General features: G+C 74.4%; 12 protein-coding genes. All 12 read left to right on the forward strand.

Annotated features, from left to right (window positions below; all coding sequences use genetic code 11):
• Positions 1–827: 827 nt before the first annotated feature.
• Genes CXH06_RS18645 through CXH06_RS15115 form a run of 12 tightly spaced genes read left to right on the forward strand, consistent with a single transcriptional unit; the run spans position 828 to position 15,430 of the window.
• Positions 828–2,534 (forward strand): hypothetical protein, encoded by a 1,707-nt coding sequence (locus tag CXH06_RS18645; protein ID WP_232820383.1) that lies wholly within the window; start codon positions 828–830, stop codon positions 2,532–2,534.
• Positions 2,531–3,550, forward strand: a complete 1,020-nt coding sequence (locus tag CXH06_RS15065) for an HAD-IIA family hydrolase (RefSeq protein WP_114856021.1) — start codon at positions 2,531–2,533, stop codon at positions 3,548–3,550. Before CXH06_RS18645 ends, CXH06_RS15065 begins: the two co-directional genes overlap by 4 nt.
• Before the next feature lie 10 nt (positions 3,551–3,560).
• Positions 3,561–4,427, forward strand: a complete 867-nt coding sequence (locus tag CXH06_RS15070; protein ID WP_114856022.1) for a TlyA family RNA methyltransferase — start codon at positions 3,561–3,563, stop codon at positions 4,425–4,427.
• Positions 4,428–4,432: 5 nt separating this feature from the next.
• Positions 4,433–5,377, forward strand: a complete 945-nt coding sequence (locus CXH06_RS15075) for an NAD kinase (RefSeq protein WP_114856072.1) — start codon at positions 4,433–4,435, stop codon at positions 5,375–5,377.
• Between the two features lie 18 nt (positions 5,378–5,395).
• Positions 5,396–7,126, forward strand: a complete 1,731-nt coding sequence (gene recN, locus CXH06_RS15080) for a DNA repair protein RecN (protein ID WP_114856023.1) — start codon at positions 5,396–5,398, stop codon at positions 7,124–7,126.
• Positions 7,123–8,298, forward strand: coding sequence for a putative cytokinetic ring protein SteA (gene steA, locus CXH06_RS15085; RefSeq protein WP_114856024.1), 1,176 nt, complete (start codon positions 7,123–7,125; stop codon positions 8,296–8,298). Before recN ends, steA begins: the two co-directional genes overlap by 4 nt.
• Before the next feature lie 15 nt (positions 8,299–8,313).
• Complete coding sequence (locus CXH06_RS15090; protein ID WP_114856025.1) at positions 8,314–9,387, forward strand: copper transporter; 1,074 nt, start codon at positions 8,314–8,316, stop codon at positions 9,385–9,387.
• A complete protein-coding gene (locus CXH06_RS15095) occupies positions 9,384–10,217 on the forward strand; it encodes a hypothetical protein (protein ID WP_114856026.1) in 834 nt (277 codons plus the stop codon). Before CXH06_RS15090 ends, CXH06_RS15095 begins: the two co-directional genes overlap by 4 nt.
• Positions 10,214–11,956: a murein biosynthesis integral membrane protein MurJ gene (murJ, locus tag CXH06_RS15100; protein WP_114856027.1), complete on the forward strand. Its 1,743-nt coding sequence runs from the start codon at positions 10,214–10,216 to the stop codon at positions 11,954–11,956. The genes CXH06_RS15095 and murJ overlap by 4 nt, the downstream gene beginning before the upstream one ends.
• On the forward strand, positions 11,953–12,987 hold the full coding sequence (locus tag CXH06_RS15105) for a glycosyltransferase (protein ID WP_114856028.1): 1,035 nt from the start codon (positions 11,953–11,955) through the stop codon (positions 12,985–12,987). Before murJ ends, CXH06_RS15105 begins: the two co-directional genes overlap by 4 nt.
• A 6-nt stretch (positions 12,988–12,993) precedes the next feature.
• A complete protein-coding gene (locus CXH06_RS15110; RefSeq protein ID WP_114856029.1) occupies positions 12,994–14,796 on the forward strand; it encodes a CTP synthase in 1,803 nt (600 codons plus the stop codon).
• 4 nt (positions 14,797–14,800) lie between these two features.
• Positions 14,801–15,430, forward strand: a complete 630-nt coding sequence (locus CXH06_RS15115; protein WP_114856030.1) for an NUDIX hydrolase — start codon at positions 14,801–14,803, stop codon at positions 15,428–15,430.
• The last annotated feature ends 20 nt before the right edge of the window (positions 15,431–15,450 follow it).

Raw genomic sequence — 15,450 nt, forward strand, 5'->3', positions numbered from 1 at the left:
GTACTGCACTCGGGAGGGTGTGGGAGAGTAGGTCGCCGCCGGACATCTTTCACGGGAGTGGAGGAGTGCTTGAACCCCCAGGTTGTCTGGGAGTGTTCGCCTCCTCCACTCCCTTTTTTCATGCCCGAAAGTGCCCGGGGCCCGGCAGCGTGTGCTGGGCGGGAGTCGGTGCTGCGCTCGAGCGCTGCAGCGGTCTGCAGCGCGTTCGTGCACGAAGGGTGCTCCGCCGACGACGATCACGGGGGATCACGCGCAACGCATGCTCGCTCGAGATGCCACGGAGCCGGAACGTCGGCGGCAGTGCCGATGGTGGCGAATTTCAGGCGGCGCTCGCGGTCGACGGCTTTGCCACCGGAGCGGGCCCGGAGCAGGACGACAGGCTGGCGCGCGGCACCGGTGCCCGTGCCGGATGCCCGTCCCCACGGGGATCCTTCCGGTGTCCGCAGCGCTAGCCACCGGCTCACGCTTCCGCGGAGTCTCGCGGTCGCTGGATCGCCCGACCCGATCTGGCGGGAGCCGAGTCCAGAGGGTCCGGGGCCGGCGGCCCGCCCACGGGCCGCGGTGGGGGCTGTGCGCGTGTCCCCGCTCGAGACGCGTGCCGACGGCGCGCTCGGGACGAGACGTCCAGGGCCTGGGCCCCCACGAGGGAGTGCTGCAGCGGGGGAGGTTCGTCCGGCGCCTCGGTGTCCGGGACCGCGAGGACGAGGGACGCTGACCGGTGAGAGCAGTCACGAGCGCACCCATTACTCGACGGTCAACGGGCCGGGTTCCCTTAAGCTCTCCGGTGACAAGACCATAGGGCGAGAAGAATGAGACGGACGATCCAGGTGGCTGAGCACAGCAACAGCGGGAGCGACCGCGGGCATGACGACAAGGGTCAGCGCGGCGGTCAGCGGAGCAACGGCTCCGGCGCGCCGCGCAGCGACCGTTCGCACCGCCCTCGTCCCGACGGCGACGATCGGAACGGCGCGGGCGCGCGATCGCGGCCGCCCGCGGGTTCCGATCGTCGTGGAGGCGACGGGCGGCGGGATGATCGTGGCCGCAGCGGTGGTGCCCGCTCCGGGACCTCGTCCCGCCCGCAGGGTGAGCGCCGCGACGGCTCGCGCGGCTCCCAGGAGTCCGGACGTCCTCGGAATGACCGCTCGTCCACCGACCGGCGGTCCGGCGGCGCTCCCGGGGACGGCCGTGGCCGCCGGGACGACTACCGTTCCCGCCCCGATCGTCCCCGCCGCGATGACCGCGGATCCCGTGACGACCGCCCCCGCCGCGACGACCGCTCGCGCGCCGGCGGCCGTCCGTCGGGGAACGAGCGCGGACGGAGAGACGACCGCGGCTACCAGGGGTCCCGGGGCGATCGCGGATACCGGTCGGAACGGACCGGCGGTGCCCGCGAGGAGCGCTCCGGCGCTCGTCCCGGCCAGGAGGCGCGCGCGGACCGTCCCCTCGAGCCCAGGATCCCGGACAGCATCACGGGACGTGAGCTCGACAAGGAGGTCCGCGAGGAGCTGCGCGGCCTGAGCAAGGAGACCGCCGAGCGGGTCGCGCGCCATATGGTGGCCGCCTACGTGCTCGAGGACAGCGACAACGACACGGCACGGGCGCATGCCCGCTTCGCCGCGCGGCTCGGCGGGCGCGTCGGGGCCGTGCGGGAGACCCACGGCGTCATCGCCTATCGGGCCGGGGACTTCCGCACGGCCGCTCGCGAGCTGCGCACCGCTCTGAGGATCACCGGGCGCACCGATCTGCTCCCGATGATCGCGGACTCCGAGCGCGGCCTGGGCCGCCCGGAGCGCGCCCTGGACATCGCGGCCTCCGACGAGGCCACCGATCTCGGCGTGAACGCGGCGATCGAGCTGATGATCGTCGTGGCCGGCGCCTACGCGGACACCGGCGACATCGGGACCGCCCTGCGGACCCTCGAGATCCCGGCACTGCGGCACAAGGTCGACGGGCGCTGGCAGGTGCGCCTGTGGGTGGCCTACGCCGACCTGCTCGATCGCGCGGAGCGCCAGGAGGAGGCCAAGCGCTGGCTCACGCTCGCCGCCGACGCGGACACCGAAGGCCTCACCGATGCCGGCGAGCGGCTCGGGCGTCCCGCCCCGGTGCCCGAGGAGGAGCCGTTCTGGGCCGATGACGAGCAGATCGCCGTCCTCGACGCCTTCGACCCCGCGGCCGACGAGTCCGAGGATGCAGGTGCCGCCGACGAGCTCGAGGACGCGGATGATGGCGCCGACGAGTCCGACGACGCGTCGGACGAGTCCGACGACGTGGACGCCGCCGACGCGACCGATGGGGACGCCGTCGACGAGTCCGACGTGTCCGACGCCGCCCACACGACGGACATGGCCGACAGCGCGGACGCGGCCGACGGCTCCGACGACGGCAGCGCGACGCGCGATGACCTCGACGACCCGGCCGACGGCGCGGCGATCGACGAGGACGGCGGGGACGCCTCCACGAGCGACCCGGAGGAGGAGTCCCCGGCCCGGGTGCTCACCCCCGCGACGGAGCAGGAGCCGGAGGAGCGCGCATGATCCGCCGCCCGGACCGCTCGCTGCTCGACCTCTACGACGCCCTGCTGTTCGACCTCGACGGCACGCTCATGCACGGAGCGCAGCCGATCCCGCACGCCGCGGAGGCGGTGGGGACCGCACGTGAGGCCGGGGTCCCCGTCGTCTTCGCGACCAACAACGCCTCGCGCACCCCGCAGCAGGCCGCCGCGCACCTGGCCGTCGTGGGCGTCGACGCCCGGCCCGAGGAGTTCGTGACCTCCCCGCAGGTGGCCTCACGGCTGCTCGCGGAGCGGCTCGCCCCCGGGACGACGGTGCTCGTCGTCGGCGGACCGAGCCTCGCCGCACAGATCCGCGAGGCGGGCCTGACCCCGGTCGACACCGATTCCGAGGCCGTCGAGGCCGTCGTCCAGGGATGGTCCCCGGACCTCGACTGGGCGCTGCTCGCCGAGGGGGCGTACGCGATCCGTCGCGGCGCCTTCTGGATGGCGACGAACATCGACGCGACCCTGCCCACCGAGCGCGGGCTCGCGCCCGGCAACGGCTCGCTGGTCGCCGCACTGCGCCACGCCACCGGCGCCGAGCCCGCCGTCGCGGGCAAGCCCGAGCCGGGAATGTTCCTCGTCGCCGCGGCGGAGCACGGCTCCCGCCGTCCCCTCATCGTGGGGGACCGGCTGGACACCGACATCGAAGGGGCGGTCCGCGCGGGGATGGACTCCCTGCTGGTGCTCACGGGCGTCGACGGCACCGAGGCGGCGCTGCGCGCGGATCCCGTGCGCCGGCCCACCTTCATCGTCCCCGATCTCGCCGAGATCGCCGCGCCGTTCGCGCTGCCCGTCCTCGAGGGCGATCGCGCCCGGTGCGGCGCCGTGAGCGCCCGCTGGCAGGACGGCGATGTGATGATCGTGCACGGGACGGTCGAGGACCCCGCCGTGCTGCGGGCCGTCCTCGCCCTGCTGCGGACGCACTGCGCCGACCAGCCCTGGGCCGGTCGCCTGCTGGACGGCGACGGCCTCGAGATCCGGCCCGCCCGCCGGTGAGCCGCGACCGGTGAGCGCCGAGCACCGCCCGCCGGGCACCCAGCGGCTCGACGTCGCCCTGCAGGCGGCGGGACTCGCCCGCTCCCGCACCCATGCCCGGCGCATCATCGAGGAGGGCCGCGCCCGCCTGGACGGACGCACGCCGGCCAAGCCCTCGATCCCGGTGCCGCCGGGGGCGGTCCTCAGCGTGGTCGACGTCCCCGACGGCGTCGAGTACGCCTCGCGCGCCGCGCACAAGCTCAGCAGCGCTCTCGACGACCTGAGCCTCGATCCGGCGGGGTCGGAGTGCCTGGACGCGGGAGCCTCCACCGGCGGCTTCACCGATGTGCTGCTGCGGCGCGGCGCCGCCCGGGTGCTCGCCGTCGACATCGGCCACGACCAGCTCGCCGAGCACGTGCGCACCGACCCCCGAGTCGTGGTCCGCGACGGCACCAGCGTCCGCGATCTCTCCCCGGAGCTGCTGGGCACCACCGTGGACCTGGTGGTGGCCGATCTCTCGTTCATCTCGCTGCGCACCGTCGTCGCCGCCCTCGGCGCGGTGGTCCGGTCCGGCGGGGATCTCCTGCTGATGGTCAAGCCCCAGTTCGAGGTGGGCCGCAGCGCCCTGCCGAAGTCCGGGGTGGTCAGCGATCCCGCGGCTCGCCGCGGCGCCGTGCAGGGCGTGGCGGAGGCGGCGGCCCGGGAGGGCCTGGTGCTGTGCGCCGTCGGCCCCAGCGGCCTCGCGGGGCAGGACGGCAACTGCGAGTACTTCCTGCATCTGCGGCCCGGCGGCGTGACCTGCGCACTGGATGCCGAGGCCTGTGACATGATCGAGTCTGCCGTGGGCGAGGATCGTCCACGGCGTCGCCGCGACCCGCACGAGATCGAGGGGGGATGACCCGCATGCGCCGATTCCTCCTGTACGTCCACACCGGTCGCCGGGCCGCCCTGAGCGCCATGCTCTCGGTGCTCGAGGAGCTGCGGGTCCGCGGCGTGCGCGGAGTCGTCGTCGACCACCAGGTCGAGGAGATCCTCGCGCTGCCCGAGGACGTGCCCCCGCCGAAGCTGCTGACCTTCCTCACCAACGGCGGCGTCGACGTGGTCGATGCCGTCTCCGCGGCGGATCTCGTCGAGCTCGGGATCGTGCTCGGCGGTGATGGCACCATCCTGCGCGCGCTCGAGGTGGCCCGCGAGGCGGGCATCCCCGTCCACGGCGTGAATCTCGGGCACGTCGGCTTCCTCGCGGAGAGCGAGGTCGAGGAGCTCTCGATCACGGTCTCGCGCCTGCTCGACGGGGACTACGAGATCGAGAAGCGCTCGACCCTGGAGATCACGCTGCTCGATCAGGACAACGCTCTGGTCTCGCGGCACTGGGCGCTCAACGAGGCCTCCCTGGAGAAGGCCGATCGCCAGAAGATGATCAACGTCGCCATCGAGATCGACGGCCGGCCCGTCTCCTCCTTCGGCTGCGACGGCGTGCTGCTGTCCACCCCCACCGGCTCCACGGCCTACGCCTTCAGCGCCGGCGGCCCGGTGATCTGGCCCGAGGTGGACGCGATGATGCTCATCCCGCTGGCCGCCCATGCCCTGTTCGCCCGTCCGCTGGTGCTGGGCCGCTCCTCCGAGGCCGCGGTCGAGATGACGCTCGACAACCGGGAGGGCGGCGTGCTCACCCTCGACGGGCGCCACAGCCAGGACATCACGGCCGGGATGCGCCTGGAGGCGCGGCTGTCCGCCCGCTCGGTGCGCCTGGCGCGCCTGGCGCCGACCCCGTTCGCGGACCGGCTCGTCGAGAAGTTCCAGCTCCCCGTGGTGGGCTGGCGGGGGCGCGGTCCCCGGACCCGCTGAGGAGGCCGAGGCGCCACCGTGCTGTCCACCCTGCGTATCCGCCAGATCGGCGTGATCGACGACGCCCTGCTCGAGTTCGGTCCCGGCTTCACCGCCCTGACCGGCGAGACCGGTGCGGGCAAGACCATGATCGTCACCGGGCTGAGCATGCTCCTCGGCGAGCGGCTCGACCGTGGCCGCACGCGCGGATCCAGCACCGTGGACGGCACCCTGTCCCTCACCGGCCACGACGAGCTGGCCGCCGCGCTCGACGAGCTCGGCGCGGAGGAGGAGGACGGGGAGGTGCTCGTGGTGCGGCGGGTGACCCGCGACGGCCGCTCCCGCGCCCAGATCGGCGGCGTCCCGGTGCCGATCGGGACCCTCGCGCGCCTGGTGGGCACCGCCGTCACCGTCCACGGGCAGTCCGATCAGCAGCGCCTGCGCGACCCCGACGCGCAGCGCGAGGCGCTGGATCGCTTCGCCGCCGCGGAGATCGGCCCGCTGCTGGAGCGCCACCGTGCGCTCTGGCGGGAGCGCTCCGCCCTCGCCGCGCGCCATGCGGAGCTCGAGACCCTGCTCGCCGAGCGCGACCGCCGCGGCACCGTGCTGCGCGAGGCCCTCGAGCGCCTCGAGCAGGTGGATCCGCAGCCCGGCGAGGACCGGGCCCTGCGCCAGGAGATCGACCGCCTCGGCAGCGCCGAGGAGCTGCGCGGGGCGGCGAGCCAGGCCGCGCTCGCCCTGGTCGGGGACGACGACGGCCCGTCCGCCGGGCCCCTGCTGGACATCGCGGGCGAAGCGCTGGGACGCGCCGCCCGCACCGACGCGACCCTCGCCCCGCTGGTGGAGAGGATGGAGGCGGCCCGCCTGGAGCTCTCCGATCTCGCGGGGGAGCTCTCCCGGTACGCCGAGGACATCGACGCCTCCCCGGGGCGCGTCGACGAGGCCAACGAGCGTCTCCACGAGCTGACCCTGCTGGTGCGCGATCTCGGCGGTCTGCTGCCGGGGCCCGAGGGCCCCGCGGAGGACATCACGACCCTGCTGGAGAACTCCCGCGCCGCCGCCGTCGACCTGGACCGCTTCGACGGCGCCGAGCAGGAGCGGGAGGTGGCCGCCACCCGCCTCGCCGCCCTCGGTGCCGAGCTCGACGAGGCCGCGGAGGCGCTGACCGCCGCCCGCACCGCGGCGGCCCGGGAGCTCTCGGAGGCCGTGCAGGAGGAGCTGCGGCACCTCGAGATGCCCGACGCCGCGCTCCGCGTGGACGTCACTGAGCACGGCCCCCGCTCGCACGGCCGCGACGCCGTCGCGATCCTGCTGGCGCCGCACCCCGGTGCCGAGCACCTGCCGGTGGCCCGGGCCGCCTCCGGCGGCGAGCTCTCCCGTGTGATGCTCGCGCTCGAGGTCGCGCTGTCCTCCTCGCGCAGCGACCGCTCCGCCGCCCCCGTGTTCGTCTTCGACGAGATCGACGCCGGCATCGGCGGTCGGGCCGCGCTGGCGGTCGGCCAGCGCCTGGCCCGGCTCGCCCGTCACGCCCAGGTCATCGTCGTCACGCACCTTCCCCAGGTCGCGGCGCACGCGAGCACCCATCTGCAGATCGTGAAGTCCAGCAGTGAGGGCGCCACACGCTCCACCGTCGAGACCCTCGAGCGCACCGGCCGGATCGAGGAGCTGGCCCGCATGCTCGCCGGCGACGCGGCCTCCGATCGCGCGCTGGCCCACGCCGAGGAGCTGCTGGACGAGGCGCGGGACGCCCCCGGCGGGGGTGAGCGATGAGCGCGGCGGAGACGGCCACCGGCACCGCCCGGCTCGGCAAGCGCACCAAGGACCTCACCAAGCGGCTCCAGAGCGGTGACATCGCGATCATCGATCACGAGGACATCGACCGTGTCGCCGCCGAGGCGCTGCTGGAGCGCGAGCCCGCCGCGGTGCTCAACGTCGCCGCCTCCACCTCCGGGCGGTACCCCAACGCCGGCCCGCGCATCCTCGTCGACGGCGGGGTCCTGCTGGTCGATGCCCTCGGCCCCGCCGTCTTCGAGGACATCCGCGACGGCCAGACCCTCACCGTCGTCGGGGACGAGGTGCTCCTCGCCGGCGAGGTGGTGGCCCGTGGCACGGTGCAGGACGACGCGAGCGTCACCGCCGCCCTGGAGGTCGCCCGAGAGGGCCTGTCCGAGCAGCTCGAGCTGTTCGCCCAGAACACCATGGAGTACATGCTGCGCGAGCGGGACCTGCTGCTGGACGGCATCGGCGCCCCCGACGTGCGCACCGCCATGGACGGGCGCCCGGTGCTGATCGTCGTGCGCGGCTACCACTACAAGGAGGACCTGCAGACCCTCAAGCCCTTCCTGCGCGAGAACCACCCGGTGATCATCGGTGTGGACGGGGGCGCCGACGCGGTCCTCGAGGCCGGCTTCCGGCCCGACATGATCATCGGCGACATGGACTCGGTCTCCGACCGCGCCCTGCGCAGCGGCAGCGAGCTGGTGGTGCACGCCTATCGCAGCGGCCGCGCCCCGGGGATGGAGCGGCTCGAGGAGCTGGGGCTGTCGGAGCAGGCGGTGCTGTTCCCCGCCTCCGGCACCAGCGAGGACATCGCGATGCTGCTCGCCGACGAGAAGGGGGCCTCGGTGATCGTGGCCGTGGGCACCCACGGCACCCTCGAGGAGTTCCTCGACAAGGGGCGCGCCGGCATGAGCTCGACCTTCCTGACCCGGCTGCGGATCGGCTCCAAGCTCGTCGACGCCAAGGGCGTCTCGCGCCTGTACCGTCAGAGGATCTCCACCTTCCAGCTGGTGCTCCTCGCGCTGGCCGGACTCGCCGCGCTCGCGGTCGCCCTCTGGGCGACGCCCGGCGGGCAGGCGCTGATGCAGATCCTCGGGGCGCGCCTCGACGGTCTGCTGTCCTGGTTCACCATGCTGTTCTCACCCCGGGCCACCGGGTCGTAGGAGGGTCTCGACCCCGTGATCGACTTCCGATACCACCTCGTCTCCCTGATCTCCGTGTTCCTCGCCCTCGCGGTGGGCATCGTGCTGGGTGCCGGACCGCTGCGCGAGAACCTCGGGGACCAGCTCGCCGGACAGGTCGAGCAGCTGCGCACCGAGCAGGAGCAGCTGCGCACCGACGCCGAGGAGCTCGCCGCCCAGAACGACCAGCTCGCCTCGTTCATCACCGAGCTCGGCCCCGATCTGGTCCAGGGCACGCTCGAGGGCGACCGGGTGGCCGTGCTCAGCGACGACAGCTCCATCGGACCGGTCACCGACCGCGTCCAGGGGCTGCTCGAGGACGCCGGCGCGGCGACGGTGATCCGCATCGAGCTGCAGCCGGCCCTCTGGGAGCCCGGGCAGGAGGACAGCCGCGCGGTGGCTTTCGAGGAGATCAGCGCCATCGCGCCCGTGGCCCTGCAGAACACGGACCTCAGCGCGGCGGAGCAGCTCTCCGCACTGATCCCGGCGCTCCTCCGGCCGGTCGAGGGCAGCGAGCTGACCCCCGAGCTGCGCTCACAGATCTGGGAGGTGCTCGTCGACCACCGCCTGGTGTCGATCGAGGGCGAGATGCCCGCGGAGATGGACGGCGTGGTCTACGCCAGCGCAGCGCCCGAGGAGCTCGCCGAGGAGTCCGAGGACGACGAGCTCGCGACCGAGCGCGCCCAGGGGCTGCTCGCCTCCCAGACCTCCCTGCTCGGCGCGCTGGCCGGGGCGGGCGTGCCGTCGGTGGTCTCCGCCGCCACGCCCGGCAACGACGCCTCCACCGGCATCCTGCGCACGGTGCGCGGCGACCGGGCCTACGACGCGCTCTCGACCACCGACCGCCTGCAGGAGGCCGACGGGCCGCTGCTGTCGGTGCTCGCGCTCCTGGAGCAGACCCGCGGCGGCTCCGGCGCCTACGGCACCACCGCGGATGCCGAGGACCGCCTGCCTCCGCTGCCGGAGACCGAGGGCCTCGAGGACCAGGCCGCGCAGCAGGGCGCCGGGGACGAGGCGGCGCCGGGCGAGGACGGGGAGAGCGCACCCTCCGACGGCGGGGGAGAGGGATGATGCGTGCCCTGCGCACCGAGCTGCGCCGCACCAACTTCGCCGGCCGCGAGGTGACGCTCGCCGAGGGAGCGCTGGTCCTCGCCGGCGTCGGCGCGCTCGCGCTCGGCACCGGTCGGGACCAGGGGCGACGGCTGGGGCACGGGGTCCCGGCCGATGCCCTCGTGCTCACCGGCATCGGCGCCCTGGGGCTGCTCGACGACCTCCTCGAGCCGCGGCAGCGTCGCGCCGGTCGGGCCGTGTCCAAGGGGCTGCGCGGGCACCTGGGCGCGTTGCGCGAGGGCCGGGTGACCACCGGCGCCGCCAAGGCCCTGGGCATCCCGCTGCTCGCGCTCGTCGGCGCGGCGACGGCGCCGGGACCGCGCTCGGGGCCGATGATCGGGGTCGACGCCGCACTCGCGGCCGGGTGCGCGAACCTGGCCAACCTGCTGGACCTGCGTCCCGGCCGCGCGCTGAAGGCGGTGCTGCCCGCAGCGGCGGCGGTCGCGGCGGCCGCCCCCCGCGACACCCCGCGCGGCCGCAGCGGCGCCCGCCTCGCCCGGGCCGCCGCCCTGCCCGCGGTGCTGGCCCTGCCGGCCGACCTCCGGGAGCACGGCATGCTCGGCGACGCCGGGGCGAACGTGCTGGGCGCGGCCGTCGGCACCGCGCTGGCGCGCGCCCTGCCCGCCCCGGCCCGTGCGGGCCTGCTCGCGGGGGTCCTGGTCCTGACACTGGCCAGCGAGAAGGTCAGCTTCAGCGCGGTGATCGAGGAGACCCCGTCGCTGCGCGCCCTGGACCGGCTGGGCCGTCGTGAGCTCCCCTCGGCTCGCGGCAGCACGGGGGAGGGCGCATGAGCTCCGCCCGTCGCAGGTCCTCCTCTCCCACGGCGCGGGCCACGATCCTGCGCTCCGTGCTGCGGGGCGCCGGCGTCATCCTCATCGTCACCGTCCTCGCCCGCATCGCGGGCTTCGTCCGCTATCTGGTCTTCGGGGCGAGCGTCGGCGCCGGGGACGTCGGCACCGCCTACACGACGGCGAACATGCTGCCGAACGTGCTGTTCGAGGTCGTCGCGGGCGGTGCGCTGGCGGCGGTGGTGGTCCCTCTCATCGCCGGGCTGGTGCCCGAGCGCGATCCGGACGACCATCTCGCCGGCACCGGCGAGGAGGGCTCCGGCGGACCCGCCGGGGCGGCGCGGGCGGACCGGATCATCTCGGCGCTGCTGGGATGGACGATCCTGCTCACCCTCGTCCTCGCGCTGGCGGTGATCCTCCTGGCCGATCCGCTGGCCCAGCTGCTGCTGGCCGCCGAGGGGCCGGACACCGGCGGTGCCGCCCTGGGCGCCTCCCTGCTGCGGATCTTCGCCGTGCAGCTCCCGCTGTACGGGATCTCGGTGGTGCTGGCGGCCTACCTGCAGGCGCGCAAGCGGTTCCTGTGGCCCGCGATGATGCCGCTGATCTCCTCCGTGGTGGTGATGGTCTCCTACCGCGTCTACGCCCATCTGGTGCCGCCCGTCGCGACCACCACGACGATCGACGAGACGGCCGTCGCCTGGCTCGGCTGGGGCACCACGGTCGGGGTCGCCGCCATGGCGGTCCCCGTGGTGGTGGCCGCGCTGCGAGCGGGCCTGCACCTGCGGCCCACCCTCGTGATGCCGCCCGGATACGGTCGCCGCGCGGTCGCACTCGGCGGGGCGGGGCTGGGCGCGGTCGGGGCGCAGCAGGTGGTGCTCGCGCTCGTGATGCTGCTGGCGATGCGCGCCGGCGGCGTCGGCACCCTGCCGGTCTTCCAGTACGCCCAGGCGCTGTACCTGCTTCCCTACGCGGTGCTCGTGGTGCCGCTGGTCACCGCCGTGTTCCCGCACCTCTCGGAGCTCCGCCTGGTGGGCGACGGGGTCGGCTTCGCACGGGTCTCCGCGGTCTCGGTGCGCACCGTCATGGTGATCGCGACCATCGGCGGTGCGATGCTCTTCGCCGGCGGCCCGGCGCTCGAGCAGTTCTTCCGCCTCATCGACCGCTCCGGGGCGGCGGGCGTCGGCTCCACGGCCGCCGCGCTCGCCCTGGGGCTGCCCGGCTTCGCCGTCGCCATCCAGTGCACCCGCATCCTCTCCGCGGCGCTGCGCGCCCGCGACGCACTGCTGGTGGGATCCGTGGGATGGGCGATCGCCGGGGTGCTGATCATCGCGCTGATCGCCTTCAGCCCCGAGCGCTCGGCGGCGGAGGCCTCGACCCTCTTCGGCCTCTGCATCGCCGCCGGCATGGCGCTGTCCGGGCTGGTCGGTCTCTCCCGCACGGCCGACATCCTCAAGAGCAGCGGTGCCATGCACCAGGTGACGCGCACCGCCGCGGGCGTCCCCGCCGGCCTCCTGCTGGGCGGTGTCCCCGGCCTGCTGCTGGGCAAGTGGATGGTCACCACCGGCACCGGTGAGGTGGGGGCGGCCCTGTCCGGCATCCTCTGCGGGCTCCTCGGCGCCGTGCTGGCGGGGGCGGTGATGGTCCTCGCCGATCGCGAGCTGGGGCATCAGGTGCTTGCGCGGCTGCGCCGTCGCGACGACGCCGGCCCGGCCGAGACGGCCGAGGCGGAGGCGGAGCGATGAGGGTGCTGGTGGTCCGGCCCCGCGCGAGCGGGGGCCTCGCGGCGCACGTCGACCAGGAGCTCGCGGAGCTCACGGAAGCCGGATGGACGGTCTCCGAGGCCCCGGTGACGATCCAGGAGCGTCCGCACCTGCTCGCCGATCTGCGCACGGTGCGGACCCTGCATCACCTCCAGCGGCGGGCGGGGGAGGCCGTCGCGGTCCACGCGCACGGGCTGCGGGCCGGGGCGCTGGCCGCCCTCGCGCGTCCGCGCGGCGACGGGGGCCGGCTCGTGGTCACCCTGCACAACCGGACCGTCGGCTCCCGGGCGACCCGTGCCCTCGGCGCGCTGCTGCTGCGGGTCCTGTGCCGGCGAGCCGACGTCGTCCTGGCCGTCTCCCCGGACCTCGCGGAGGACGCGCGCCGCGCCGGCGCCCGCGAGGTGAGCCACGCCGTGGTGCCCGCCCCGGAGCGGGCGCGGGCACAGGTCCCGGCGACGCCCCGCCGCGGTGAGCGGCTCGAGGTCCTGGTGATCGCCCGCCTCGCACCGCAGAAGGGCCTCGAGGACCTGCTCGACGCGGCCGCCCTCCTGCGCCGCGGCGCGCCGCTGCGGATCCGCGTCGCGGGCGACGGACCGCTGCACGAGCAGCTCGCCGCCCGCATCGACGCCGAGCAGCTCCCGGTGCAGCTGCTGGGCCGCCGCGAGGACGTCCCCGCGCTGCTGGCGCGGGCCGATCTGGTGGTCTCCGCGGCGCACTGGGAGGGGCAGCCGGTCTCCCTGCAGGAGGCGCTGCGCGCCGGCCGCGCGATCGTCGCGACCGATGCCGGCGGGACTCGCTGGGTGCTGGGCCGGGCGGCGCAGCTGGTGCCGGTCGGCGATCCGTCGGCGCTGGCCGCGGCGATCGAGGCGCATCGCGACCCCGCGGTGCGCCGACACGCCGAGGACGCCGCACGGGAGCGCGCCCGTGACCTGCCCACCGCCGAGGACCTGCTCACACAGCTGGCCGCGGTGCTCGCGATCCCGGACCCGATCGGGGACGACGGTGTAGGGTGAGAGTCCGTGGCAGACACCAGCGCGAACGCACCCCAGACCGGCACCGCCCCCCACCCACGGATCGGGGCGACCAGCACGTCGAAGCCCTTCCGGAACGACGGCACCACGAAGCACATCTTCGTGACGGGGGGAGTGGTCTCCAGCCTCGGCAAGGGATTGACCGCCTCCTCGCTCGGGATGCTCCTGCGCAGCCGCGGACTGCGGGTCACGATGCAGAAGCTCGATCCCTACCTCAACGTGGACCCGGGCACCATGAACCCCTTCCAGCACGGCGAGGTGTTCGTCACCGAGGACGGTGCCGAGACCGATCTGGACATCGGCCACTACGAGCGCTTCCTCGACGAGAACCTCGGCGCCGATGCGAACGTCACCACCGGCCAGGTGTACTCGACCGTCATCGCCAAGGAGCGCCGCGGCGAGTACCTCGGTGACACCGTGCAGGTCATCCCGCACATCACCGGCGCCATCAAGGAGCGGATGCGCTCGCAGGCCGGGGATGACCTCGACGTGATCATCACCGAGATCGGCGGCACCGTCGGCGACATCGAGTCACAGCCGTTCCTCGAGGCCGCCCGCCAGGTCCGTCAGGACATCGGCCGCGACAACGTCTTCTTCGTGCACGTCTCGCTGGTGCCCTTCATCGGACCCTCCCAGGAGCTGAAGACCAAGCCCACCCAGCACTCCGTCGCCGCGCTGCGCTCGATCGGCATCCAGCCCGACGCGATCGTGCTGCGCTCCGACCGCGAGCTGCCCGGCTCGGTGAAGTCCAAGATCTCCTCGATGTGCGACGTCGATCCGGACGCGGTCGTCACCTGCGCGGACGCCCCCTCGATCTACGAGATCCCGCTCGTGCTGCACGGCGAGGGGCTGGACGCCTACGCGATCCGCCGACTGGACCTGCTCAGCCACGACGTGGACTGGAGCCAGTGGGAGGAGCTGCTGCAGCGCGTGCACCACCCCTCCTACGAGGTGACCGTCGCGCTGGTGGGCAAGTACGTGGACCTGCCCGACGCCTATCTCTCGGTCACCGAGGCGCTGCGCGCCGGCGGCTTCCACCACAGCGCGAAGGTCACCGTGCGCTGGGTGGAGTCCGACCGCTGCGAGACCGAGGAGGGCGCGCACGAGCAGCTGAAGGACGTGGACGCGATCGTGGTCCCCGGCGGCTTCGGGATCCGCGGCGTCGACGGGAAGGTGGGCGCGCTGCGCTACACCCGCACCCACGGCATCCCCAGCCTGGGCCTGTGCCTGGGCATGCAGTCCATGGTGATCGAGTTCGCCCGCACCGAGCTGGGCCTGGCGGGCGCCCACTCCACGGAGTTCGAGCCCACCGCCGCGCATCCCGTGATCGCCACCATGGCCGAGCAGGCGGACATCGTCTCCGGCGAGGGCGATCTGGGCGGGACGATGCGCCTGGGCTCCTACGCCCACACCCTGACCGCGGACTCGCTCGCCGCCCGCACCTACGGCAGCACGGAGGTCGCCGAGCGTCACCGCCACCGGTACGAGGTGAACAACGCCTATCGCACCCGTCTCGAGCAGTCGGGTCTGCGCATCTCCGGCGTCTCCGCGCTCGAGGGCGGCCACTCCCTGGTCGAGTTCGTCGAGCTGCCCGAGCAGGTGCACCCGTACTACATCGGCACGCAGGCGCATCCCGAGCTGAAGTCCCGTCCCACCCGTGCGCATCCGCTGTTCGCCGGGCTGATCGGCGCGGCGATCGAGCTGCAGAAGGCCACCCGGCTGCTCGAGGTCGAGCCCGAGGCGCCGCGCGAGAGCCCCGAGACGGCGCCCGTCGAGGACGAGGGGAGCTGAGCCGATGACCCTCGCGGACACCCCCGGCGCCCGTCCGGTCGCCGGGAGCACCACGGTCCACTCCGGCGCGATCTTCGACATCGTGCGCGACACGATCGACTTCGCCCCCGGGGTCCGCTTCGACCGCGAGTACATGCGCCATCCCGGCGCGGTCGCGGTGCTGGCGCTCGATGCGCAGGAGCGGGTGCTGCTGATCCGTCAGTACCGCCATCCCGTGGGCCACACCCTCTGGGAGATCCCCGCCGGGCTGCTCGACATCGACGGCGAGAGCCCGCACCTCGGCGCCGTGCGCGAGCTCGCCGAGGAGACCGGGCACACCGCCGAGCAGCTGCGCACGCTCGTGGATCTGCGGCCCAGCCCCGGCGGCAGCGACGAGGTCCTGCGCGTCTACCTCGCCACCGCGGTCACGGAGGTCGCCGGGGACGAGTACCGGCGCACCGACGAGGAGGCCGAGATCGAGGTGCGCTGGGTGCCGCTGTCCGAGGCGACGGCCGCGGTGCTCGACGGCCGCCTGACCAACGCCACCACGGTCGCCGCCGTGCTGGCCCTGGCCGCGCATCGCACCGCCGGCGGGGACGCCGCGACCCTCCGCCCGGCCGAGGCACCGTTCCCGGAGCGTCCCGGCCGGGACTGACCGGCGCGGGCCCCGCGGCG

This window comes from Brachybacterium sp. YJGR34, assembly GCF_003347015.1.
Lineage (GTDB): Bacteria > Actinomycetota > Actinomycetes > Actinomycetales > Dermabacteraceae > Brachybacterium.